At 68.2% G+C, this 21308-nt stretch carries 16 protein-coding genes and 1 pseudogene; 8 read left to right on the top strand and 9 right to left on the bottom strand.

Going from position 1 to position 21308, the window contains the following annotated elements; all coding sequences use genetic code 11:
- Window positions 1–642 precede the first annotated feature (642 nt).
- A complete protein-coding gene (locus AC5YGJ_RS03310) occupies window positions 643–1170 on the top strand; it encodes a Cif family virulence factor (RefSeq protein ID WP_496185701.1) in 528 nt (175 codons plus the stop codon).
- A 77-nt stretch (window positions 1171–1247) separates the two neighbouring features.
- The gene (locus AC5YGJ_RS03305; protein ID WP_496185700.1) at window positions 1248–1640 is read left to right on the top strand and encodes a diacylglycerol kinase; all 393 of its coding nucleotides are present in this window, start codon (window positions 1248–1250) and stop codon (window positions 1638–1640) included.
- A gap of 48 nt (window positions 1641–1688) precedes the next feature.
- Here the strand turns inward: AC5YGJ_RS03305 and AC5YGJ_RS03300 are convergent, their stop codons facing one another.
- Complete coding sequence (locus AC5YGJ_RS03300) at window positions 1689–2612, bottom strand: M14 family metallopeptidase (RefSeq protein WP_249843816.1); 924 nt, start codon at window positions 2610–2612, stop codon at window positions 1689–1691.
- Between the two features lie 144 nt (window positions 2613–2756).
- Here AC5YGJ_RS03300 and AC5YGJ_RS03295 point away from each other — a divergent pair, with 144 nt between their 5' ends.
- The 6 genes and pseudogenes from AC5YGJ_RS03295 (at window position 2757) to AC5YGJ_RS03270 (ending at window position 10712) form a co-directional block, all read left to right on the top strand.
- A complete protein-coding gene (locus AC5YGJ_RS03295) occupies window positions 2757–3410 on the top strand; it encodes a DUF3348 family protein (RefSeq protein ID WP_249843815.1) in 654 nt (217 codons plus the stop codon).
- A gap of 10 nt (window positions 3411–3420) precedes the next feature.
- Complete coding sequence (locus tag AC5YGJ_RS03290) at window positions 3421–5652, top strand: DUF802 domain-containing protein (RefSeq protein WP_496185699.1); 2232 nt, start codon at window positions 3421–3423, stop codon at window positions 5650–5652.
- Window positions 5649–6287, top strand: a complete 639-nt coding sequence (locus AC5YGJ_RS03285; RefSeq protein WP_049457422.1) for an OmpA family protein — start codon at window positions 5649–5651, stop codon at window positions 6285–6287. The genes AC5YGJ_RS03290 and AC5YGJ_RS03285 overlap by 4 nt, the downstream gene beginning before the upstream one ends.
- A pseudogene (locus AC5YGJ_RS03280) lies at window positions 6265–6660 on the top strand (DUF2894 domain-containing protein); the annotation flags it as partial. The gene AC5YGJ_RS03285 and the pseudogene AC5YGJ_RS03280, both read left to right, overlap by 23 nt.
- A 251-nt stretch (window positions 6661–6911) precedes the next feature.
- A complete protein-coding gene (locus AC5YGJ_RS03275; protein WP_496185698.1) occupies window positions 6912–9230 on the top strand; it encodes a TonB-dependent receptor in 2319 nt (772 codons plus the stop codon).
- Between the two features lie 21 nt (window positions 9231–9251).
- Window positions 9252–10712 (top strand): esterase-like activity of phytase family protein, encoded by a 1461-nt coding sequence (locus AC5YGJ_RS03270; RefSeq protein WP_496185697.1) that lies wholly within the window; start codon window positions 9252–9254, stop codon window positions 10710–10712.
- A 371-nt stretch (window positions 10713–11083) separates the two neighbouring features.
- Here the strand turns inward: AC5YGJ_RS03270 and AC5YGJ_RS03265 are convergent, their stop codons facing one another.
- The 8 genes from AC5YGJ_RS03265 to AC5YGJ_RS03230 form a co-directional block, all read right to left on the bottom strand.
- Window positions 11084–11530, bottom strand: coding sequence for an REP-associated tyrosine transposase (locus AC5YGJ_RS03265; protein WP_496185696.1), 447 nt, complete (start codon window positions 11528–11530; stop codon window positions 11084–11086).
- Between the two features lie 204 nt (window positions 11531–11734).
- Complete coding sequence (locus AC5YGJ_RS03260) at window positions 11735–12493, bottom strand: 2,3-dihydro-2,3-dihydroxybenzoate dehydrogenase (protein WP_496185695.1); 759 nt, start codon at window positions 12491–12493, stop codon at window positions 11735–11737.
- Complete coding sequence (locus tag AC5YGJ_RS03255) at window positions 12484–16374, bottom strand: amino acid adenylation domain-containing protein (RefSeq protein WP_496185694.1); 3891 nt, start codon at window positions 16372–16374, stop codon at window positions 12484–12486. Before AC5YGJ_RS03255 ends, AC5YGJ_RS03260 begins: the two co-directional genes overlap by 10 nt.
- Window positions 16371–16628 carry a phosphopantetheine-binding protein gene (locus AC5YGJ_RS03250; RefSeq protein ID WP_249843806.1) on the bottom strand — a complete coding sequence of 86 codons (258 nt, stop codon included), beginning with the start codon at window positions 16626–16628 and terminating at the stop codon, window positions 16371–16373. Before AC5YGJ_RS03250 ends, AC5YGJ_RS03255 begins: the two co-directional genes overlap by 4 nt.
- Entirely contained in the window at window positions 16628–17260 is a 633-nt protein-coding gene (locus tag AC5YGJ_RS03245) for an isochorismatase family protein (protein WP_496185693.1), read from the bottom strand. Before AC5YGJ_RS03245 ends, AC5YGJ_RS03250 begins: the two co-directional genes overlap by 1 nt.
- Window positions 17260–18912, bottom strand: a complete 1653-nt coding sequence (locus AC5YGJ_RS03240) for a (2,3-dihydroxybenzoyl)adenylate synthase (RefSeq protein WP_496185692.1) — start codon at window positions 18910–18912, stop codon at window positions 17260–17262. Before AC5YGJ_RS03240 ends, AC5YGJ_RS03245 begins: the two co-directional genes overlap by 1 nt.
- Window positions 18909–20102 (bottom strand): isochorismate synthase, encoded by a 1194-nt coding sequence (locus AC5YGJ_RS03235; RefSeq protein WP_496185691.1) that lies wholly within the window; start codon window positions 20100–20102, stop codon window positions 18909–18911. The genes AC5YGJ_RS03240 and AC5YGJ_RS03235 overlap by 4 nt, the downstream gene beginning before the upstream one ends.
- Window positions 20099–21295: an MFS transporter gene (locus tag AC5YGJ_RS03230; protein ID WP_496185690.1), complete on the bottom strand. Its 1197-nt coding sequence runs from the start codon at window positions 21293–21295 to the stop codon at window positions 20099–20101. Before AC5YGJ_RS03230 ends, AC5YGJ_RS03235 begins: the two co-directional genes overlap by 4 nt.
- Between the last annotated feature and the right edge of the window lie 13 nt (window positions 21296–21308).

Genomic DNA, 21308 nt, shown 5'->3' with positions numbered 1-21308 from the left:
TTGTGGCGACGCTGGTACATCCAGGCCCGGCGGAACCGGGCCTCAGCGCCGGGATCGCCTCTTCTTGCCCCGCTTGCGCCCCCGCTTCGGGGCAGGTTGCGTGCTCAGTCCTTCGGACAGAGCGGTACGCCCAGCCAGCAATGCACCACCAAACATCGCCATCGCCGAAGCCACTTCGTAGGCCCGCCAACCGAAGTACTGGCTGATGGCAAATCCAATCCCACACAGCCTTCCACATCGCGTACTGCCCGGGCCCATACCATAGACCAGCACCAGCACTCCCCCCACAATGCACAGCGCCGCCAAGGCCAGGCACGCAACGAAGATGAAAGGTCGGTGGTTACGCATGCGCTTGCGTCGGTTTCCCGGTGTGAGGGCCAGTGCAACCAGACAGCCAACCGACAGGGAGCTTCCGGCTCCCACATCATCCTGGACAGTTGCCTCCTTGCAACGCAGGCACCCATCATCCCTGCACGCCGCGCCCGACGTCAACGCGCCGGCACTGTTGAAGCCACACTGTTCCGGACCAGGCCTCCGTGCTAGCGTGCGCCGGCAATCGCTTCATCTGGTGCACGGATGCGCAGGCGCACCTGTCCATGTTGATGCGCCTGCATACCCGTCCTCATCAGTATGGACATGCCGATGCCCAGTAAATATGCGCGCTTCGCCACCCTTGCTCTCTGCCTTTCCGTCTGCCTGCCCGCCTACGCCGCACAGAATGCGCCTGCGGATATCCACGCCATCGAGCAGGTCGTGGAGTCCTTCCGCACCTCGCTGATCAACAAGGACAAGCCGACCTACATGGGCCTGTTCTTCTCGGACAAGCCGGAAGACATCGGCTGGCAGTTCGTGTCCGAGGACGTGCGCCTGCAGGACATCCGCAAGGGCAAGCCCGATGCGATCAAGGCACGGCAGATTCCCGCCAACAACTTCATCGCGCTGATCGACGGCGCCGTCGCGTCGCCGAAGCCGAGGGAGGAAAAATTCTTCAATACAAAGATCGAAACCGATGGTGACGTGGCTTCGGTGTCCTTCGACTACAGCTTCCATGACGACGGCGAGAAGACCAACTGGGGCAAGGAGCTGTGGCAGCTGATCCGCACCGAACAGGGCTGGAAGATCTTCTCGGTGGTGTACTCGATCCGCGATTCGCGCAGCCCGGCCGGGTAAACGGCCTGCGGCCATCCGACGATTTCCCGACGCACGCCTGTCCATGCTGGTGCGAGGTCATTCATCGCAAGGTCGGCATGCAGCCCCCTCATCCCAGGGACAGCGGCAAGTACCCGCACGGCAGGACCGGGCTTGCCCGCATCCTGCACACGCTGATCCACTCACGCGACGGCTTCATCGCCACCTTCCGTGGCGAAGCCGCGTTCCGCCAGCTGTTGCTGCTGCACGCACTGTTGATGGTCGCCGCCTTTGTGCTCGACATCAGCACCGTCGAACGCGCGGTGGTGCTGGCCGTGTGTTTCATCAGCCTGCTGGTGGAGCTGCTCAATTCAGCGATCGAAGCGGTGGTCGACCGCATCTCGCTCGATCATCACCCGCTTTCCAAGAACGCCAAGGACATGGGCAGCGCCGCGCAGACCACCGGACTGCTGATGGTCGGCGCAGTGTGGGGCGTGATTCTGCTGGGCTAGACCACATACACGCCGGGCATCGCCTGGCGCTACCGATGCGGCAATGGCTTACTGCGCGGCCAGGGCGAAATCCAGGCCCGCACACACCGCCGCCACCTGGGCGTCGTTGCATTCCTGCGGGCTGGTACGCGGGCTGTCCGGGTAGACCTCGGTGGTGGTGGCAAAGCGCGCGTCGGTGAAGCCGGCGCAGGCGCCGATCGAACGCGACTCGCCCCATACCACGCCCGGCGACTGCAACGGCAGGCCGACCAGGTTGCCCTCGGCATCGGCCGGGGCGATGTGGGTGACCGGCGCGACCGCCGCGATCAGCGCCTTCTGGAACTCGGCCTGCGGATCTTCGCTGTTGCCGATCACGTAGAAGCCATCGGGAATGGTGTCGCGCTCGAACGGCTTGCCGTCGCGGGCACAGCGTGCCGGGTCGAACTCGTGCAGGTCGCTGTCGGTGGTCTCGTGCAGGTCCAGGTGCACCAGCAGGTTCGGCTTGCGCTCGGCCACCCAGCGCATCAGCGCGGCGGCCTCTTCGATCAGGCCACCGTCACGGAAGCTGCGGTTCGGATCGATCGCATCCGGGTTCCAGCGCTGGATGCGCTCGTAGCCCCAGGGGCTGACGCACGGCGCCACGATCAGGTTGAGCCGGCCCAGGTAGCGCTCGGCCTGCTGTTCCAGGAACTGCAGGGCACCATGCACGCCGCTGGTCTCGTAGCCATGCACGCCGCCGGTAATCAGCACGGCCGGCAGGGCCGGGTTCCAGTCGTGGTTGACCACGGCAAACAGCGGGTAGTGGTCCGGGGCATAGTCCAGCTGGCCATACTGGATCACGTCGAAGACGCTGTCGTCCAGGCGCTCAAGGGCCGCCACCACGTCGTCGTGGTAGCTGCGCTGGCGCTGCTGGCGGGCCCGCCACTGTGCGCGTTCCGCATCGCCCCAGGGCTGTCCGGGGGTGCCGATCGGATAGAACTGCGCAACAGTCATGGGGTACTCCAAGGGTCGAACGGGTGGGTGCAGCCGGTCATTCTAAGCCTTGTCGCGCCTGCGGGTGCTGCCTTGCCGACGCCCCTTCATCCAGCCGGGGTCATCTGGTTGTAAAATCAACGGTTTTTGGCCCCTCACCCCTTGATGGCGAACGCAGCGCAGCCGGTCCTGGGTGGACCGGAGTTCCTCCGCCTGCTCGCCCGTCTCAGCGACGGCGCGATGCCGGCCAGCAGTCCCGCCCTGACCGATCGCCTCGGCCAGTGGGTGGACTGGAGCCGCGCCGTGGCCCTGTCCGGGGCCCTCGGCGGACGCCTGCCCGAGCCCGGCGAGGCCACCGAGGCGGTCGAGGATGTGCTGGCCGACTGCGCCCAGGCCCAGGCCAGCCTGCGCGCCTCAATCAGCGAGGATGCCGAGGCCGAGCGCCTGCTTGACCTGGCCGAGGCCGCCGCCGCGCCCAACTTCGCTTCGCTGCGGCAGCGCTACCGGGTGCTGCAGCAGGCCATCCAGACCGCCACCGGGCGCCTGCGCGGGCGCCTGCGCGACCAGCTGGTACAGGCGTCGCCGGAACAGGCCCGGCTGGCCGAAGTCGACGCGGTGATGGAGCAGACCCTCACCCCGCGCGAACACAGCCTGCTGGCCACCGCGCCGGCCGTGCTCGGCGCCCGTTTCGAGCGCGTGCACGGCCAGCCCGGCTGGCGTGCGGCCTTCCGCCACGACATGCGCACGCTGCTGCTTGCCGAGCTGCAACTGCGCTTCCACCCGATCGAAGGGCTGCAAGACGCCCTGCGCTCCCACTGACCGGAACACCATGTCCAGAACTGCTTTCCATGTCGTTGTCTTCCTTGTCGGCCTGCTGGCCGTGTGCTGGATCGGCATTGGCTATGTGTCGGTGCATCCCCTGGGTGCGGCGGTGGCGGCGATCATCGCGGCCTGCTACATCGCCGGCGGCGTGGAGCTGTACCGCTATCGCCAGGCCAGCAACGGCCTGCGCAGTGCACTGAGTGATCTTTCCGCTGCGCGGGAAAGCCTGGCCCCCTGGCTGGAGCGCGTGCCGGTGGGCCTGCGCAACGCCGTGCGCCTGCGCGTGGAGGGCGAGCGCACCGCCCTGCCTGCACCGGTTCTGACCCCGTACCTGGTCGGCCTGCTGGTGCTGCTGGGCATGCTCGGCACCCTGCTGGGCATGATGGATACCCTGCGCGGCACCGGCCTTGCCCTGCAGAGCGCGACCGACATGGCCGCCATCCGTGGCTCGCTGGCCTCGCCGGTGCAGGGCCTGGCGGTGGCGTTCGGCACTTCGATTGCGGGTGTCGCCAGCTCGGCCATGCTCGGCCTGCTGGCCGCCCTGCTGCGCCGCGACCGCCTGCAGGCCGTGCAGCAGCTGGACCGCGCCATTGCCGGCGACCTGCATCCGTACTCGCAGGCCTGGCAGCGCGCCGAATCGCTGCGCCTGCTGCAGGCGCAGTCCGCTGCGTTGCCGGCGCTGGTGGACCGCGTGCAGGCGATGACCCAAACCTTTGAACAGCACAGCACGGCCGCCAACGAGCGCCTGCTGGCCGGCCAGGCCGAGTTCCTGACCCAGAGCCAGGCGCTGCAGGAACGCCTCGCGCTGTCGTTGCAGCAGTCGCTGCGCGAAGGTGCCGAAGCCAGCGCCGCCGCCATCGGTGGGGCGCTGCAGCCGATGGCCGAAACCACGCTGGCCGGCCTGGCTCACCATGGCGAAGCGCTGCACGCCCGTGTCGAGCAGGCCGTGCAGGCACAGCTGGCCGGGCTGGCCGATGGCTTCGAGCGCAGCCGCGTGGCCACCGAAGCCAGCTGGGCCAAGGTCGTGGGCGAACAGACCCAGGCGCAGCAGACGCTGGTCAGCGATCTGCGGCAGCACCTGCAGGGCTTCAGCGAGAGCCAACGCACGCAGGCCGACGCACTGGTCGCGCGCCTCGGCGAGCGCCTGCAGGCCGATGCCAGCGGCAACGCCGAGGCCTGGCGCAGTGCCGCCGAGCAGCAGCAGGCGCTGAACAGCGCGCTGGTCGAACGCCAGCAACAGGCCCTGCTGGCCGCCAGCGAGCAGCTGGACGAGCGTGCGCAGGCGCTGCTGCAGGCACTGGACGAACGCCATGCCGCCAGCCAGTCGCTGCTGCAGGACCACGAGCAGCGGCGCTCGCAGGACTGGCAGGCCGCGCAGGCCGCCGCCGCGACCGCACATGCCGAGCTGCAGGCCAGCCTGGACCGCCGTGAACAACAGCGCCAGGCGCGCTGGGACGCGGTCAGCGCCGAACTGCAGCAGGCGCACGCCACGCTGCATTCGCAGTTGCAGGCCGGCGATGAGCAGCGCCTGCAACACTGGAGCGACGCATTGCAAGCCATTTCCCGCGATCTGGCCACCCAGCAGCAGCAGGTCTGCGACACCCTGGCAGCGACCGCGCAGCAGATCGGCGACAACGGCCGCGCGCAGGCCAACGCCACCCTCGCCGAAGTCTCCACCCTGCTGCAGACTGCCGCCGAAGCGCCGAAGGCCGCCGCCGACGTCATCAATGAACTGCGCAGCACGCTGTCGGAAAGCCTGGTGCGCGACAACGCGATGCTGGAAGAACGCGGCCGCCTGCTGGCTACCGTGCAGACCCTGCTTGATGCGATCAACCACGCCTCGCACGAACAGCGCACCGCGGTGGACGCGCTGGTCGGCGGTTCGGCCGAGCTGCTGGAACGCGTCGGCAACCGCTTCACCGACCATATCGCCGCCGAGACCGGCAAGCTTGATGGCATCGCCGCAGCACTCAGCGGCAGCGCCGGCGACGTGGGCCAGCTGGCTGGCGCCTTCGGTGAAGCGGTTGCGCAGTTCGGCAGCGCCTCCACCGAGCTTTCCAGCCGCCTTGAACTGATCGGCGGTGCGCTGGACGCCTCGCTGGCGCGCAGCGACGAACAGCTGGCCTACTACGTGGCACAGGCACGCGAGGTGGTCGACCTGAGCCTGCTGTCGCAGAAGCAGGTGATGGAAGAGTTGCAACAGCTGGCCACGCGCCGCGGCAAGGCCGGCAGCGCATGAGCGACGAGCTGGAGGTCGATGGCGGCTCGCACGCCCCGATCTGGGCCGCCTTCGGCGACCTGATGTCGGTGCTGCTGGGCGCATTCGTGCTGATCCTGGTCGGCGTGGTGGCCGTGCAGCTGGAACTGTCGCAGCGGCTGGACCAGGAAGTGAAGCAGCGCCAGGCCGAAGCCAAGCGCCTGCAGACCCTGGAACAGGCACTGGCCGGCCCGCTCGCCGCCGGCCGTGTGACCCTGGTTGATGGCCGCATCGGCATCAGCGGCAGCGTGCTGTTCGCATTGAACTCGGATCAGCTGCAGCCGGAAGGCCAGGAACTGCTGCGCAGCCTGGCCGCTCCGCTGGCCGCTTACCTGGGCAGCCGCGAGGAGATCCTGATGGTCAGCGGCTTCACCGATGACGCACCGGTGCGCGAAGGCAATCGCCGCTTCGCTGACAACTGGGAGCTCTCCGCGCAGCGCTCGCTGACCGTGACCCGCACCCTGATTGCCGACGGCGTACCCGCCGACGCCGTGTTTGCCGCCGCGTTCGGCAGCGAGCAGCCGGTCAGTTCCAACGCCAGCGAGGACGGCCGCGCACGCAACCGCCGCGTCGAGATCGCGCCGATTCCCAAGCCAAAGGCGCCGGATGGCAAGTAAGCCGCCCGCATTGGAAGACCTGCGCGCCCTGGTACGCGATCTCGATGCGGGATCGCGCGCCTTGGCGCATTACCCGCAGGTGCCGATGCTGGCGCAGGCACAGCGCGAATGGTCCGAGCTGCGCAGCGAACTGCAGGTGCGTCGCTCGCTGCGCGCCGAAGCCCCGGCCGACGGCGGCCCGCTGAATTCGGCGGTGCTGGTGCAGCGCATGCTGGACACGATGCAGGCGACCAGCCCCGGTTACCTGCGGCATTTCATCGATTACGTCGACACCCTGTCGTGGTTGCAGGCGCTGCAGGACGGCGCCGCCAGCGGCGCTGATACCGCCAAGCCCAAGCGCACGCGCAAGCCGCGCCAGACGCCGAAGGGGTAGTGCCGTCGCGTGCCATTGTAGAGCCGAGCCATGCTCGGCTCAGGCCAGAGACAGCCGAGCATGGGCTCGGCTCTACAGGTCAGCCCTCGCAACGGATGAACATGTCACCAGACAGTCATCTGTCTAGCGCACCATTTTCACGTTGGCCCACGGCGCCTGCAGCGCTGCCGGTCGCATCGGCTGTCTCCCCTTTTGAACTCCATGAGCTCCGCACCCACGCGGTGGCTCTTGCCTGCCTGAGTGTCGGTAACATGACCAAGACTTTGTTGGCCGCTGCGCTGTCCATTGCGCTTGCCCCCGCGGCCTGGGCGCAGGATGCTGCCCCGACCTCCAGCAGCACCTCCGCTACTGAACTGGACGCCGTCTCAGTGATCGGCAGCGGCGAAGCGCGCCAGGTGCAGCGCATCACCCGCGAGAACCTCGACATCCTGCCGCCAGGCACCAGCCTGCAGAAGACCCTGAACCTGCTGCCGGGCGTCAACGCGCAGTCGGCCGATGCGCTGGGCACCAATGAGCAGTCGATGACCCTCAGCCTGCGCGGCTTCAACTCCACCCGCCTGGGTTACACCCTGGACGGCGTGCCACTGGGCGATGGCGCATACAACAACTACAACGGCCTGACCATCAACCGTGCACTGATCAGCGAGAACATGGCCGGCGCCGAACTGGCGGTGGGCATCGGCAGCCTCGGTACGCCGTCCACCAGCAATCTCGGCGGCACGATCTCCTATACCTCCGACCGCCCGGCGCAGGAACTCGGCGGGCGCGTGGTGCAGACCTTCGGCAGCGATGCCAACCGCCGCACCTTCGTGCGCGTGGACAGTGGCGAGTACAACGGTTTCTCCGGCTACGTCTCTGGCATGAACGCGGTCTCGGACCTGTGGAACGACCAGACCGCCTACAACCAATCCATCACCAGGCAGTTCAATGGCAAGGGCGTGTGGAACTTCGGCCGCGGCCAGATCACCGGTTTCGTCGATACGTCGCGCACCACCCAGGCCGACTACTTCTATTTGTCCAAGGACGAGATGTCGCGCGGACTGGGCTGGGACTGGGGCGGCTACGCGCCGGACTGGAACAAGGCGGTGGCCAAGGCCTACTGCAATACCGCCAGCTTCAATGCGAAAAAGTGCGACAACAGCGGCCCGGACAAGGATGCCGACGGCGCCTTCACCGCCGGACAGATCCTGCGCGATGACAACCTCTACTACCTGGCCGGTGACTTCTTCCTGGCCGATGGTTTCAGCCTGCGGGCCCTGGCCTACCACCATGACGACCGCGGCGAAGGCCACAACTGGAACAGCGGCGCGTGGTCGAACAAGGGCACCGCGCAGGAAATCCCGATCATCTTCCGCAACACGATCTATACCATCGACCGCGATGGCGGCACGCTGTCGTTCGATTGGGAACTGGGCGCGCACCGCATCGAGGGTGGCGTCTGGTACGAGCGCAACACCAGCAGCGCCGAACGCTACCAGACCGCCGTGGACGGCCCGCGCGACCTCAGCGGCATGAACACCCTGCCCTCCGATGTCGGCGTGTTCGCCCAGCGCACGCGTTGGAAGACCCATCAGTTCTTCCTGAAGGACACCTGGCGCGTGCTCGATGATCGCCTGACCCTGGAATTCGGCGCCAAGAGCCCGCATGCCACCTCCGACGCGCAGGCGCTGCCAGGCGATGCGAAGACGCCGATCTCGCCGACCTCCAACAATCAGTTCGCCACCGGCTCGCTGAAGGCCAGCAAGGATTTCCTGCCGAGCGTGGGTGCCAACTTGCGCCTGGCCGAGCATCACGAAGTGTTCGCCAGCTACGCCGAAAACATCGCCATGTTCCAGGGCGGCTTCAAGCTGGGCCCGCAGGCGGTCAGCCAGGCCACCTGGAACGCGCAGGGCAACCTGAAGCCGGAAGAATCGCGCTCTCTGGAAGCGGGCTACCGCTTCGTCACCGACACCCTGCAGGCCTCGATCGCCGCCTACAACGTACGCTTCGACAACCGCCTTCTGCAGTACAACCCCTGCGACTCGCGGCAGCCGGTCGGCCCGACCTGCGGCAACCGCTTCTACAACGTGGGCGGCGTCGACAGCCGTGGCGCCGAGCTGACCGTGCTGTGGACCCCGAACGAGCACTTCAGCTGGTACACCTCGGCCTCGCTGAACCGTTCGACCTATGCGTCGAACTACGTGCAGGCCGGCGTCGAACAGCAGATCAAGGGCAAGATCCAGACCGATACCCCCAAGCAGCTGCTGGCCACCGAGATCACCTGGCGCGACAACGGCTGGTTCGCCAGCCTGCGTGGCAAGTACACCGGCGAGCGCTTCTACACCTATACCAATGACCAGGGCTTCGGTGGCTTCACCCTGTTCGATCTGGCCGGTGGTTATGACTTCGGCCAGTTCAGCTTAGCCAAGGGCGTGCGTCTGTCGTTCAATGTGACCAACCTGACCAACAAGCGCTACGCCAGCAACCTGGATTCGAGCGTGTTCGCACCGAGCGATCCGGCCGGCAAGCTGTACGTGTTCCATGCGTCGGCACCGCGCCAGGTGTTCGGTACCCTAGACCTTCGCTTCTGATCGACGGCCGGGAGTCCACTGATGCTCGCAACCGCCCTGCTGCTGGCCACATTGTCGGCCAGCGGATACTCCGCCCCGCATGAGGCCAGCGGCGCGCCGCCGCGCGCCCTGCAGCTGGGCGGTCGCACCTATGTGGACAAAGGCCTGGTTGCAGCCGGGCGACTGCCGGCGGGCACGCTCGACTTCCTCGGCGACACGCTGGGCTCGTTCTCGTCGCTGGCGGTACAGCCCGGCACCTGGAAACGTACCGCCAACGGCTACGAGGGCGTGCTGTGGACCCTGCCCGACCGTGGCCGCAACGATCCCGAGGCCGGCTTGTTCTACGACTACGCCGGCCGCGTGGAGCGCATGCAGCTGCGTATCGACACGACGCAGGGCAAGGCCGGTGCGCTGGGTAGGCTGACGATGGTGCCGGACAAGGGCGTTGTGCTGAAGGACTTCAACGGTCAGCCATTCACTGGCGCCGACCCGGGCGACCACACGATCACCCAGCGCGAGGTGGTGCTGCCCTCGCCGGCCAACGGCCCCGGTGCGGGCAAGGTCTCGCTGGATGCGGAATCGCTGCAATTCACCGCAGACGGCCATTTCTACATCGGCGATGAGTACACCGCCAACGTCTACTACTTCGATGCACAGGGCCAGCTGCAGGGCGTGATCGTGGCACCGCCGGCGATCAGGCCGCAGCGCGATGGCAAGCCGGCGTTCGGCTCGCTGGCCCCACCGCAGAGCGGGCGCCGCAACAACCAGGGCGTGGAAGGCATGGGCTTTTCGCCCGATGGCAGCCGGCTGTTCGTGGCCCTGCAGAGCGCGACGATGCAGGACAGCGCACAAGGTAATGCCGCAGGCCGCATCAATACCCGCGTGCTGGTCTACGACGTGACGTCCTCGCCTACGCCGCAGCAGCCGATCGGCCATTACGTGATGGCCCTTCCGGCCTACGCCCACGACGGCAACGGCAAACTGGACCGCACCGCCGCGCAGAGCGAACTACGCGCCTTGGACGCGCACCGCTTCCTGCTGCTGGCCCGCGATGGCAATGGCCTGGGCAAGGACAGCGATGATCCGATCGTCTACAAGTCGGTGCTGCTGGTGGATGTGGCCGGTGCCAGCAACCTGGCCGGCTCCCCGTATGAAACCGCCACCACATCGCTGCTGGCCGACCCGACCGGCACCGCGTTGAAGCCGGAGATCATGCCCGCGCGCAGCGACGAACTGCTGAACCTGCTCGACCGACCGCAGCTGGCGCGAGCCGGGCTGGATCTGGAAACCCGGCGCGGCCCGCACGACGGCCTGCTGTCGGAGAAGTGGGAGGCGATGGACCTGCTGCCGGCGCTGGACCCGCAGCATGCGAACGATGTGCTGCTGCTGATCGGCAACGACAACGACTTCATCGCCCGTCATTGCCGCATGCAGGGCGAGGTATGCGACAGCGCCTACGACAACGACAACCGCGTACTGGTGTACCGCCTGACCCTGCCCTGACCGCCCACCAGGATTCACCCGCCATCTCCCGGTAGTGCCGGCCGCTGGCCGGCATCACAGCAAACGGATACTCCCCGATCGCTCCGGTCCGCCCCTCGCCGCGTGGTCAAAAGAAGATCCCGGAAATTTGACTGATTCTGCCGGCCAGCGGCCGGCACTACCTGCAGTCACCCGCCCTTCCTCGGTAGTGCCGGCCGCTGGCCGGCATCAAACCAAACCGACCATGCAAACGGATACTCCCCGATCGCTTCGGTCGGCCCTCACGGCGTGGTCTAGGGAGATACCGGAATACCGGATGAGGTTGCCGGCCAGCGGCCGGCACTACCTACAATCACCTGCCCTCCCTCGGTAGTGCCGGCCGCTGGCCGGCATCACAGCCAAGCCGACCATGCAAACGGATACTCCCCGATCGCTTCGGCAAGCCCGGCCCTGATCGGATTCCCCATGATGTACAGGGCCTGCCGCTCAAGCGACTCCGCGGCCCTCAGCGCGTGGTCGTAATAGCCGGACTGCCATACCACACCCCGACGATCGGCCAGCCGGTTCAATGCCAGCGAGCTGAAGGACTTGAGCCGGCGCGCAACATCGGCCAGGTTCGCAGACGTCAGCTCCAGCATCCAATGCACGTGATCCGGCATCACCACCCAGGCCAGCGACCGTGCAAGCCCTCGTTGCTCGATGTAGTGGAATTGATCGATCACGCAACCGGCGGTGGCTTTGCTTGCAAAGAGCCGGCGACGCTGATGCGTCGTTGTGGTCAGAACGTAGGCCTGGTCGATGATCGAATGACGGCCCAGGCGTAGGCGATGGCTGCTCATGGCCCATGGTGGATCGGACGAATGGGCTTGAGTGTCGGGGCGGGCCTTGTTGGAGGCAGGGAGATGCCTGAAAGCTGGATGAGGTTGCCGGCCAGCGGCCGGCACTACCGGCATCTGTGGGTTGCCGGCCAGCGGCCGGCACTACCGACATGTGTGGGTTGCCGGCCAGCGGTTGGGCACCGGCGGATGTTGCACGGTCAGGGTTCAGCCGCGCAGGGTGGCGCCACCGTCTACGTACAGGTCACTGATCGCCACATGGCCGGCCTGCTCGGACAGCAGGAACATCACCGAATGGGCGATGTCTTCGGGCGTGGCCAGCTTGCGCAGGGGAATGCCGGCCTTGTAGGTCTCCAGGTTGCCGGCGATCACCCGCTCGGCGCCGTGCGCGTCCTGCCACATGCCGGTCTGCATCGGGGTCAGCGTGGAACCCGGTGCGACGATGTTGCAGCGGATGCCGAGCGGCGCCAGCTCCAGCCCGAGGCAGCGCGTGAACATGGTCGCTGCCGCCTTGGACGCGGCGTAGGCCGCCATGCCGTGCCGGGGCACCCCGGCAGCGTTGGAGCTGACGGTCACGATGGCCCCCGCACCGCGCGGCGACATGACACGCGCCAGTGCACGCCCGACATGGAACACGCCATCGGCATTGACGGCGAACACGCGATGCCAGTCGGCATCCGACGTCGCTGCCACCGCGCCCACATGCAGCACCCCGGCCACGCTGGCGGCCAGCTGGATCGGCCCGATATCGGCCTCCATGCGGTCCACCAGTGCATCCACGGCCGCGCTGTCGGTCACGTCCAGCGCGAAAGCCTGCACGCGCGCTCCGGCCACGGCAGGCACTTCGCGATCAGTCGCCACCACCGTGCATCCGGCCTCGGCCAACAGCCGCACCAAGGCCTCGCCGATGCCACCGGCAGCACCGGTCACCAACGCCACGCGGCCTTCAAAACCGGTCAACTGCATGTTGCGATCTCCTGTTGTTCATCCCATTGGCGCAGACGCGCCGACAACCACGGCGCCAGCTGCGCCACCGCATCGCGTCCGGTCAGTTCGGCATGCAGGAACGGCAGTTCCAGCGCCTGCACCTTGTGCGCGTGTGCACGCCACAGCGCCGACTGCAGCTGCGGCCGCGCCTGGTGATCGCGACCGGCGCGAACATGCACCAGGGTGCCGATGAATGGCCGGTGGTGATGTTCGCGGATCAGCCGGTTGGTGCCGGTCACCGCACGCACTACGCCGTCGAGCACCACATCCGGCAGGCTGCCCAGCGCACTGCCGCCGCGACGCAGGAACGCCAGGATGCGCTCACGGCTGTCCAGTTCCGGATGCGCGTCGGGGTCGTGCCCGGCGATGGCCAGCAGCGCACGCAGCGCTGCAATCGGGTCCGGTTCGGGCTCGGCCCGCCAGCACTCGCTGGGATAGGCGTCGAGCAACACCAGCTCACCCACCTCGCGACCGATCTCGTGCAGGCGCACCGCCATCGCCTGCGCCAGGATGCCACCCACCGACCAGCCCAGCAGATGCACTGGCCCGTGCGGCTGCAACGCAATCACGCGCTGCACGTAGTCGTTGGCCATCGCCTCGATGCTGCCAGGCAGCGGCTGCTGTGCGTCCAGGGCCGGCGATTGCAGTCCATACACTGGACGCGCCGGTTGCAGCGCGCGCGCCAGGGTGCGGTAGTTCCAGGCGATGCCACCGGCCGGGTGCAGCACGAACAGCGGTGAAGGCTCGATGGCGTCGGTCGCGGCCAAGGCGATCACCGGCCCCAACGCGTGGTCGGCCAGCGCCGGGGGTTCGGCGATGCGTACAGCCAGCGCGGCCACAGTCGGCTGCGCGAACAATGCGCCCAAGCCAAGATCACAGCGCCAACGGTGTTCAATGGCCAGCAACAGGTGCACCGCAGACAGCGAATCGCCGCCCAGGCTGAAGAAGTCGGCGTCGACCGCTACCGGCTCGGCGCGGCCCAGGGCCTGGGCGAACAGGCCCGCCAGCTCCCGCTCCAGCGGTGTACGCGCGGCCAGCCCAGCCACCGCCTGCTGCGGGGGTTTCGGCAACGCGTTGCGGTCCAGCTTGCCGTTGGCGGTCACCGGCCAGTGATCCACGCCCACGACGGCCGATGGCACCATGTAGTCCGGCACGCGTGTGGCCAGATGGCTGCGCAGCACCGCCGCGTCGGCCAGCGCGGCCGGCACATAGGCCACCAGCCGCGCATCGTTGGGCGCATCGTGGCGCAGCAGCACTTCCACCCGGTCCATGCCCGGCAGCTCGCGCAACGCCGCTTCAATCTCGCCCAGTTCAATGCGCAGTCCACGCAGCTTCACCTGATGATCGCTGCGGCCGAGATACTCGACCGCGCCATCGACACGCCAGCGCGCCACGTCGCCGGTGCGATAGATGCGCTCGCCCGGCTGGAACGGATCGGCGAGGAAGCGTTCGGCGGTCAGGTCGTCGCGGCCCAGGTAGCCACGCGCCAGCTGCACGCCGCCCAGATACAGGTCACCGGGCACGCCCACCGGCAGCGGTTGCATCCGCGCGTCCAGCACGTACAGGCGTGTGTTCCAGACCGGGAAGCCGATCGGCACCGGCCGTGACCGATCCTGCGAAGATGCAGGCCAATAGCTGACGTCCACGGCCGCTTCGGTCGGGCCATACAGGTTGTGCAGTTCGGCCTGCACACGCGCGTGGAAGCGATCGCGCAGCGAGGCGTCCAGCGCCTCGCCGCTGGTGAACACCCGGCGCATCTGCAGGCCGTGGGAGGCCGGCGCCGCCAGGAAGGCATCCAGCATCGACGGCACGAAATGCGCCGTGGTGATGCCTTCCGCCCTGATCAGTCGCGCCAGCTCGGTCGGATCACGATGCGCATCCGGCGCAGCGATCACCAGCGTGGCACCGCACAGCAGCGGCAGGAAGAACTCCCATACCGAGACATCGAAGGTGGCCGGCGTCTTCTGCAGAATCCGGTCGTCGGCGCGGATACCGTAATGCTCGCGCATCCACAGCAGACGGTTGACGATGGCGCGGTGCTCGATCACCACGCCCTTGGGTTCGCCGGTCGAGCCGGAGGTATAGATCACGTAGGCCGCATCATCGGGTGCCGGGTCGGCCCAGGGCGCGGCAAAGCTCAGCGCGGTCCATCGCTCCGGTACAAGAACCGGCACGCCGGGCATGCGCATCTGTGCGTCCGCCACGGCAAGAACACAGGCCGGCTGCGCAGACGCAAGGATGCGCGCCAAGCGCTCATCGGGGTGGGCAAGATCCAGCGGCAGGTAGGCCGCCCCCGCGCGCAGCACCGCCACCAGTGCAATCACCAGTTCCAGCGAACGCGGCAATGCCACCGCCACCACGCTGCCGGGGCCGACGCCCGTCGCACGCAGCTGTGCCGCCAGTGCGAAGCTGCGCGCTTCCAGCGTGGCATGGTCCAGCGCCGTTTCGCCGAACACCAGCGCGGGCGCCTGCGGATCGCGATCCATGCCCTGCTGCAGCAGTTCGACCAGCGTAGTCTGCGGGAGTGCGCGCGTGGTGGCATTGAAGCCGAACACAACCTGTTCTGCCTCTTGGTCGGTGGCCAACGGCACCGTTGTGATGCTTTCCGACACAAGTGCCGTCGACACGAAATGCAGCAGCCGCGCCGCATGCGCTTCCACATCCTCGCGACTGTAGAGTGCGGGATTCGCTTCGATCTCCAGATCCAGCAACGTCTGGCCGTCGCCGCGGAAGCCCAGCGTCAGATCGTCAACCGGGCCGGTACACAGCACCTCCAGCGTCGCCTGTACACCCGGCAGCGCCAAGGGTTTGTAGAACGGCTGCACGTTCACCATCGGGCCGTGCAGGCGCTGCTGCGCGCCGACCAGGCCCAGATCGCGGCGCAGCTGCTCACCCCGGTAACGACCATGCTTGCGACTCTGGCTGAGTTGCCGGCCCAACGCGAGGGTGAAGGCCTCGACGCTACCCTCGCCGGCTGCCACACGCAGCGGCAATACGTTCATCACCATCGCCGGCACCCGCGCCGACGCGCTGCCGAGGCGGCTCATGTAGGGCACGCCCAGCACCACTTCGTCGGCCGCGCTCATCCGCCTCAGGTACTCAGCCGACAGCGCAGCCAGCACATCCGGCCAGGGTTGCAACCAACCTGCCGACACCTGCAGCAGGCGCTCACGGAACGCCGCCTCCAGCGGCTGCACCCAGCGCAGCGCGTCGCTGCTCGCCTCCAGCGGTCCGGCCAGGCCAGCGCCAGCCGGGGCGCCCTGCATCTGCTCGCGCCACCACTGCCCAGCGGCTGCACGGCGTGGATCGGCCCGGTAAGCGGCATCATCGGCCAGCACCGCTGCCAGTCCTGGCAGCGGCTCACCCGCACGACCGGCGTACAGCGCGCAGACGCGATCGGTGAACAGCGCCATGCCGTAGCCATCGGCGGCAAGGTGGTGCACGCGCAGGTACCAGACCCAGCGCTGCCCGCCCAGGTCGAACAGCACCTGCTGGCTGATCCGGTCGCGGGTTGGATCGACCGCACTGAGCCGGTCAGCCTGCATCAACGCACGTGCCACTGACGCGGGCTGGGCCTCGGCCGATACATCACGTACCGAAAGCCGTGGCACGTGCGCCGGCTCATGCCACTGCACGGGCTGGCCATCGGCACGCTCGGCAAAGCGCAGCGCGAAGGCCTCTGCCTCGGCCGCCGCCTGGTCGACCGCCGCAAGGAACGCCGCCACATCCAGCGGCCCGTCGATCCACACCGCATGGGCAGTGTTGAAGGATGGATTGTCCGGCGCCAGCCGCTGCGCGAACCACAGTCCGGCCTGCGCCTCGGTCAACGCCACCGGTGTGGCCAGCGCAACGGCATTCATGCGTTCTGCGACGCCTGCAGTGTCTGCACCACACCCCACCACTGGCGCAGCGTGGTGTGCTCGGCCAGCTGTGAGAACTCCAGCGGCAGGCCGGTGTTGCTCCAGGCCAGCACCAGGCCGAGCATGCGCATTGAGTCCAGGTCCAGATCCATCAGGTTGTCGTCGTCACCGATCTCGGCCGGCATGCACTCCAGCACCCGCGCCACATCGGCGCGCATGCGCTCCAGGTCCAGCGCTTCACCCGTGGCCGCCATCACAGAACCTCCAGCAACTGGTCGGTGGTCATCGGCACACCGCTGGTGCGCGCGATCCAGTGCAGCGCCTGATCATGGTCGGCACGCGAGAAGTCGGCCACCGCATCGGCGGCAATGAACGCTTCGATGTCGCGCTGGAAGGCCTCCACCACCGTCGCGGTGCAGCCGATGTGCGCATACACACCAGTCACCAGCAGCTGGTCGCGGCCACGAACCCGCATCAGCGTTTCCAGGTTGCTGCGCTGGAACGCGCTGTAGCGGTGCTTGACCAGCACATGCTCGCCCGGCTGCGGTGCCAGCGCTTCGATGATCGGCTCGTGGTCGGCACTGCGGCGCATGCCCGGGCCCCACAGGTCAGCCTGCAGGCCACGGTCACGACGATCCTGGTCGCCGTGCTGGGCGGTATAGAACACGGGAATGGCGTGCGCGCGGCAATGGGCCAGCAGTCGCGCGATGTTGCCCACCGCCGGCCGCAGCGGCGCGTTGCCGGCGTCGAACGCAGCCAGGAAGTAGCGCTGCATGTCATGCACCAGCAGCGCGATGCGATCACGCTGCGGGCGCCACGGGCCGCGTGCCGGCGGCAGTTCGGCAGCCGTCGGCAGGGGATAATCGGTAATACGGGGCAGCGCCATCAGCGCGTTCCTCCTGACTGTTGCAGATGACGCGCGCGCAGCTGCGCGCGCAGTTCGCGGCGGCTGATCTTGCCAACCGCAGTGGTATCGAAACTGTCGACGAAGACGATCTGGTCGGGCACCTTGAACGCGGCCAGGCCACGCCCGCGCATCCAGGCCTTCAGCGCCGGCGCCTTGAACGGCTCGCCCTGCGGTATCACGAAGGCACAGCTGCGCTCGCCCAGGTACTCATCGGGAATGGAGACCACGGCGGCGTCGAACACGCCAGCGTGGGCCAGCAGGTGGTCCTCGATCTCCTCGGCGGAGATCTTCTCGCCTGCGCGGTTGATATGGTCGCCGGCACGGCCCTGCACCACCAGGTAGCCACCGGGCAGCTGCTGCACGCGATCACCCGTGCGGTAGAAGCCGTCGTCGGTGAACGCGCGTGCGTTGGCTACCGCATCGTTGTGGTAGCCACGGATGGTGTACGGACCACGGGTCAGCAGATGCCCGACCTCGCCTTCGGCGACCGGCTGGTCGTGGTCATCGACCACGCGCACTTCGTCATGCTCGCTGATCGGCCGGCCCTGGCAGGCCACGATCAGGTCTTCCGGATCATCCAGCCGGGTGTAGTTGACCAGGCCCTCGGCCATGCCGAACACCTGCTGCAATGTGCAGCCAAGACCCTCGATGACCCGCCGCGCCGCCTCCGGCACCAGCTTGGCACCGCCCACCTGCAGCACCTGCAGGCTGGACAGGTCGTGCTTGGCGGTGGCTGCGGCCTGTGCCCACAGCAGCGCCAGCGGCGGCACCAGGCCACAGCAGGTCACCCGCTCGCGGGCGATCAACGGGAACGCCGCGTCCGGGCCCGGACCGGGGCTGAGCACCACGCGGGCGCCGGCGTACAGCGCGCCGAAGAAGCCCGGCGAACTCATCGGGAAATTGTGCGCGGCCGGCAGCGCGACCAGGTACACGCTGTCGCGGTCGATGCCGCAGATCGCGTTGCTGGCGCGGAACGAATAGATGTAGTCGTCGTGGGTGCGCGGAATCAGCTTGGACAGGCCGGTACTGCCACCAGAAATCTGCAGGAAGGCCACCGACTGCGGGTCCGGGTCGGCTGGCAACCGGGCGCGGTCGCCCTGCAGGGCATCCAGCGCGGTGAACGCCTGTGCATCGCCATCGATCACCACCTCGCGTATCGCCGGCACTGCGGCCTGCAATGCCTGCGCCAGCGCCCGGTGATCGAAGCCATCGTGCAGGTCGGTGGTGATGTAGGCACTGGCCTCGGCCTTGCGGGCGAAATGCACCAGTTCGGTGATGCGGTGGGCGGGCAGCGCGTACACCGGCACCAGGCCGGCGCGGAACAGCCCACAGACCGTGGCGATGAATCCTGCCGTGTTGCCCAGCTGCACCAGCACCCGCTCACCCGGCTGCAACCCGCGTTCCAGCAGGCCCGCGCCGATACGCCCGGCTTCGTGCCAAAGCTGCGCATAGCTCAGGCGCACGTCGCCGGCGACGACGGCGATGTCATCGGCATAGCGCTCGGCACGTTCGCGCAGGAAGCCCGGGAAGGTTTCGCCGCGCCAGTGGCCGGCCTCGCGATAGCGCGCCACCAGGGGCTCGGGCCAGACCTGCTGCAACGGCAGGCGGGAGGAAACGTTCGGTGTGTTCATGCGGCGGGCTCGATCGCGGGCGCTGTGTCATGCACGCCCAGTGCGTTCAACAGGGCAGCGAACTTCGCTGCGGTTTCGGCCACTTCGGCCTCCGGCTGCGACTCGGCAACGATGCCGGCACCGGCGTACAGGCGCAGCTGGGTGCCCTGCAGCCGCGCACAGCGGATCGCCACGTACCAGTCGCCGTCGCCTTGTGCATCCAACCAGCCCACCGCGCCGGCATAGAAGCCACGCGGCACCGGCTCCAGTTCGCGGATACGCTGCAGCGCGGCCGCACGCGGCGTGCCGCAGACCGCCGGCGTGGGATGCAGCTGTGCCAGCAACTCGGCGGCCGAGGTCTGTGGATCCTTCAGCGTCGCATGGATGCGGGTGCCCAGGTGCCACATGCTGGCCGTGGCGTGCAGTGCGGGACGAGGTTGCGCGTCGATGTGGCGGCAGTACGGTGCCAACCCATCGACAATCGCCTCGACCACGTGGCGGTGCTCGTCGTGATCCTTGGCCGAGGCCAGCAGCGCCTGTGCCGCGCGCTCGTCTTCGGCGGCATCGGCACTGCGTCGCGCCGAACCGGCCAACGGATGCGACAGCAGCTGGGTGCTGCGCTTGCGCAGCAGCAGCTCCGGCGTCGCCCCCACCAGCCAGGCCGGGGCCTGACCCAGCTCCACCGGCAGCGGCACCGCATAGGTCGCCACCGAAGGATCGGCACCCAGCCGCGCCAGCAGTACCTCCGGTGACAGCGCATGGCGGGTGTGCGCCAGCAGGCTGCGCGCCAGCACTACCTTGTGCAGATCGTGTTCCGGTGCGCGCAGCACCTGCACCGCGCCCGCCACGGCCGCCGCGTAGACCTGCGGCGCTGGCTCGGCCCGTAGCGTACCGTCCAGCGGCGGTGCTGCCTGCGGCTGCAACGGCAACGGCGGCAGCAGGCGTTCGGGCTGGTACAGCGCATCGTCGGCGCGCGGCTCGAAGGGCACCGCACCGACCAGCAGGCCCGGCCCACCGCGCTGTTGCGCGAAGAACGTGCTGGCACGTTCGGCCAGCGTCGCCAGCGCCCCAGCGGGCAGTGCCGCGCGGCAACCACGCGCATGAACATGCTGGCCGGCGTGGTGCAACAGGAACAACGAGGCGTCGTCCGAGGTTTCCAGCAGCGCTGGCACAGCCTCCGGCCACGCGCCCTGCATCAGGGAATCGTTCATGCGGTCTCCTTCATCCGATGCGCTGCGGCCAGCGCGCACAGCAACAGCAACAGCGCGCCCACCAGCAGGTAAGGCAGGCTCGGCCCGCCGCGATACAACAGCGTGCCGAGCATCGGCCCGGCCACCATGCCCAGGCCCTGGGCGGCGGCCACGGTACCGGCGGCGGCGCCTTGCTCCTGTGCCTGCACCGCATCGGCAGCCAGCGCCTGGAACGAGGGGAATACGAAACCCATGCCGAAGGCCGCCAGCGCGTAGGCCGCCGGCAACTGCCAGGCCTGCTGCACGCCCGCCACCGAGGCGAAACCGATGCCGGAAGTCAGCGCGCCCAGGATGATCCAGCGGCGCGGGTGCACGTCCAGCTTCATCACCAGCGCCTGCGCCAGGATCAGGCCGACGCCGACTGCGGTGAGCGCGATGCCCGCCATGCGCGCACCGGCTGCTGCATCAAGTCCCAGACGGTCGATCGCGAAGAAGCCGACCGTGACCTGCGCGATGGTCACCGAGACCATGGCGATGAACGCCGCCAGCTGCGGCAGGCGCAGGCGTGGGTCGAGGCGGCGCATCGGTGGACGGCGCGGCGCGGACGCGCCAACCACCGGTTCGGTGGCCGGCAGCCGCCAGGCCAGCAGGGCCAACGCCAGCAGCGGCAGCAGTGCGGCCACATACAGCGCCAGGGAAAGATTGGTATAGGCCAGCCAACCGGCCGCGGCCGGGCCCAGCACCATGCCCAGCGCGTTGGCGCTGCCCAGCCGGGCCAGGAACCTGGCACGTTGCCCGGTCGGCGCCTTGTCAGCGATCAGCGCCGCGGCCGTGGGCGGCACCGCGGCGTAGAACAGGCCGATCAGGCCGCGCGCGCCGACCAGCACCAGCACCGAGACCAGCACCGGCGGCACCGTCTGCAGGGCCACATCGATGAACACCGCCAGCGCGATGTAGACCACGGTGTAGGCGCTCATCGCCAGCATCAGCACGCGCTTGCGGCCGATGCGGTCGCTGAGCTGACCCCAGGGGCGCGCGGCCAGCATCCACAGCACGCCGGCGGCCGTCACCGACAGGCCGGCATGCCATTCGGACAGGCCGAGCAAGCGGACCACCGGGCCGATCACCGCGACAAAGGACATCATCGCCATGGTGCCGATCAGGGCCGCCAACACCAGCGCCGGCAAGCCGGGAACGACGGGACGTGCGTGCATGGAACACCAGCCG

This window comes from Stenotrophomonas sp. CS3K5, from assembly GCF_059515225.1.
Note: the sequence above shows the minus strand (reverse complement) of the source record. Positions and strands in the feature narration are given on the sequence as shown.

Excerpts from the sequence above, each read along its gene's own strand:
- AC5YGJ_RS03310 (WP_496185701.1), top strand. The coding sequence starts at position 643 with ATGCCCAGTAAATATGCGCGCTTCGCCACCCTTGCTCTCTGCCTTTCC.
- AC5YGJ_RS03305 (WP_496185700.1), top strand. The coding sequence starts at position 1,248 with ATGCAGCCCCCTCATCCCAGGGACAGCGGCAAGTACCCGCACGGCAGG.
- AC5YGJ_RS03300 (WP_249843816.1), bottom strand. The coding sequence starts at position 2,612 with ATGACTGTTGCGCAGTTCTATCCGATCGGCACCCCCGGACAGCCCTGG.
- AC5YGJ_RS03295 (WP_249843815.1), top strand. The coding sequence starts at position 2,757 with ATGGCGAACGCAGCGCAGCCGGTCCTGGGTGGACCGGAGTTCCTCCGC.
- AC5YGJ_RS03290 (WP_496185699.1), top strand. The coding sequence starts at position 3,421 with ATGTCCAGAACTGCTTTCCATGTCGTTGTCTTCCTTGTCGGCCTGCTG.
- AC5YGJ_RS03285 (WP_049457422.1), top strand. The coding sequence starts at position 5,649 with ATGAGCGACGAGCTGGAGGTCGATGGCGGCTCGCACGCCCCGATCTGG.
- AC5YGJ_RS03275 (WP_496185698.1), top strand. The coding sequence starts at position 6,912 with ATGACCAAGACTTTGTTGGCCGCTGCGCTGTCCATTGCGCTTGCCCCC.
- AC5YGJ_RS03270 (WP_496185697.1), top strand. The coding sequence starts at position 9,252 with ATGCTCGCAACCGCCCTGCTGCTGGCCACATTGTCGGCCAGCGGATAC.
- AC5YGJ_RS03265 (WP_496185696.1), bottom strand. The coding sequence starts at position 11,530 with ATGAGCAGCCATCGCCTACGCCTGGGCCGTCATTCGATCATCGACCAG.
- AC5YGJ_RS03260 (WP_496185695.1), bottom strand. The coding sequence starts at position 12,493 with ATGCAGTTGACCGGTTTTGAAGGCCGCGTGGCGTTGGTGACCGGTGCT.
- AC5YGJ_RS03255 (WP_496185694.1), bottom strand. The coding sequence starts at position 16,374 with ATGAATGCCGTTGCGCTGGCCACACCGGTGGCGTTGACCGAGGCGCAG.
- AC5YGJ_RS03250 (WP_249843806.1), bottom strand. The coding sequence starts at position 16,628 with ATGGCGGCCACGGGTGAAGCGCTGGACCTGGAGCGCATGCGCGCCGAT.
- AC5YGJ_RS03245 (WP_496185693.1), bottom strand. The coding sequence starts at position 17,260 with ATGGCGCTGCCCCGTATTACCGATTATCCCCTGCCGACGGCTGCCGAA.
- AC5YGJ_RS03240 (WP_496185692.1), bottom strand. The coding sequence starts at position 18,912 with ATGAACACACCGAACGTTTCCTCCCGCCTGCCGTTGCAGCAGGTCTGG.
- AC5YGJ_RS03235 (WP_496185691.1), bottom strand. The coding sequence starts at position 20,102 with ATGAACGATTCCCTGATGCAGGGCGCGTGGCCGGAGGCTGTGCCAGCG.
- AC5YGJ_RS03230 (WP_496185690.1), bottom strand. The coding sequence starts at position 21,295 with ATGCACGCACGTCCCGTCGTTCCCGGCTTGCCGGCGCTGGTGTTGGCG.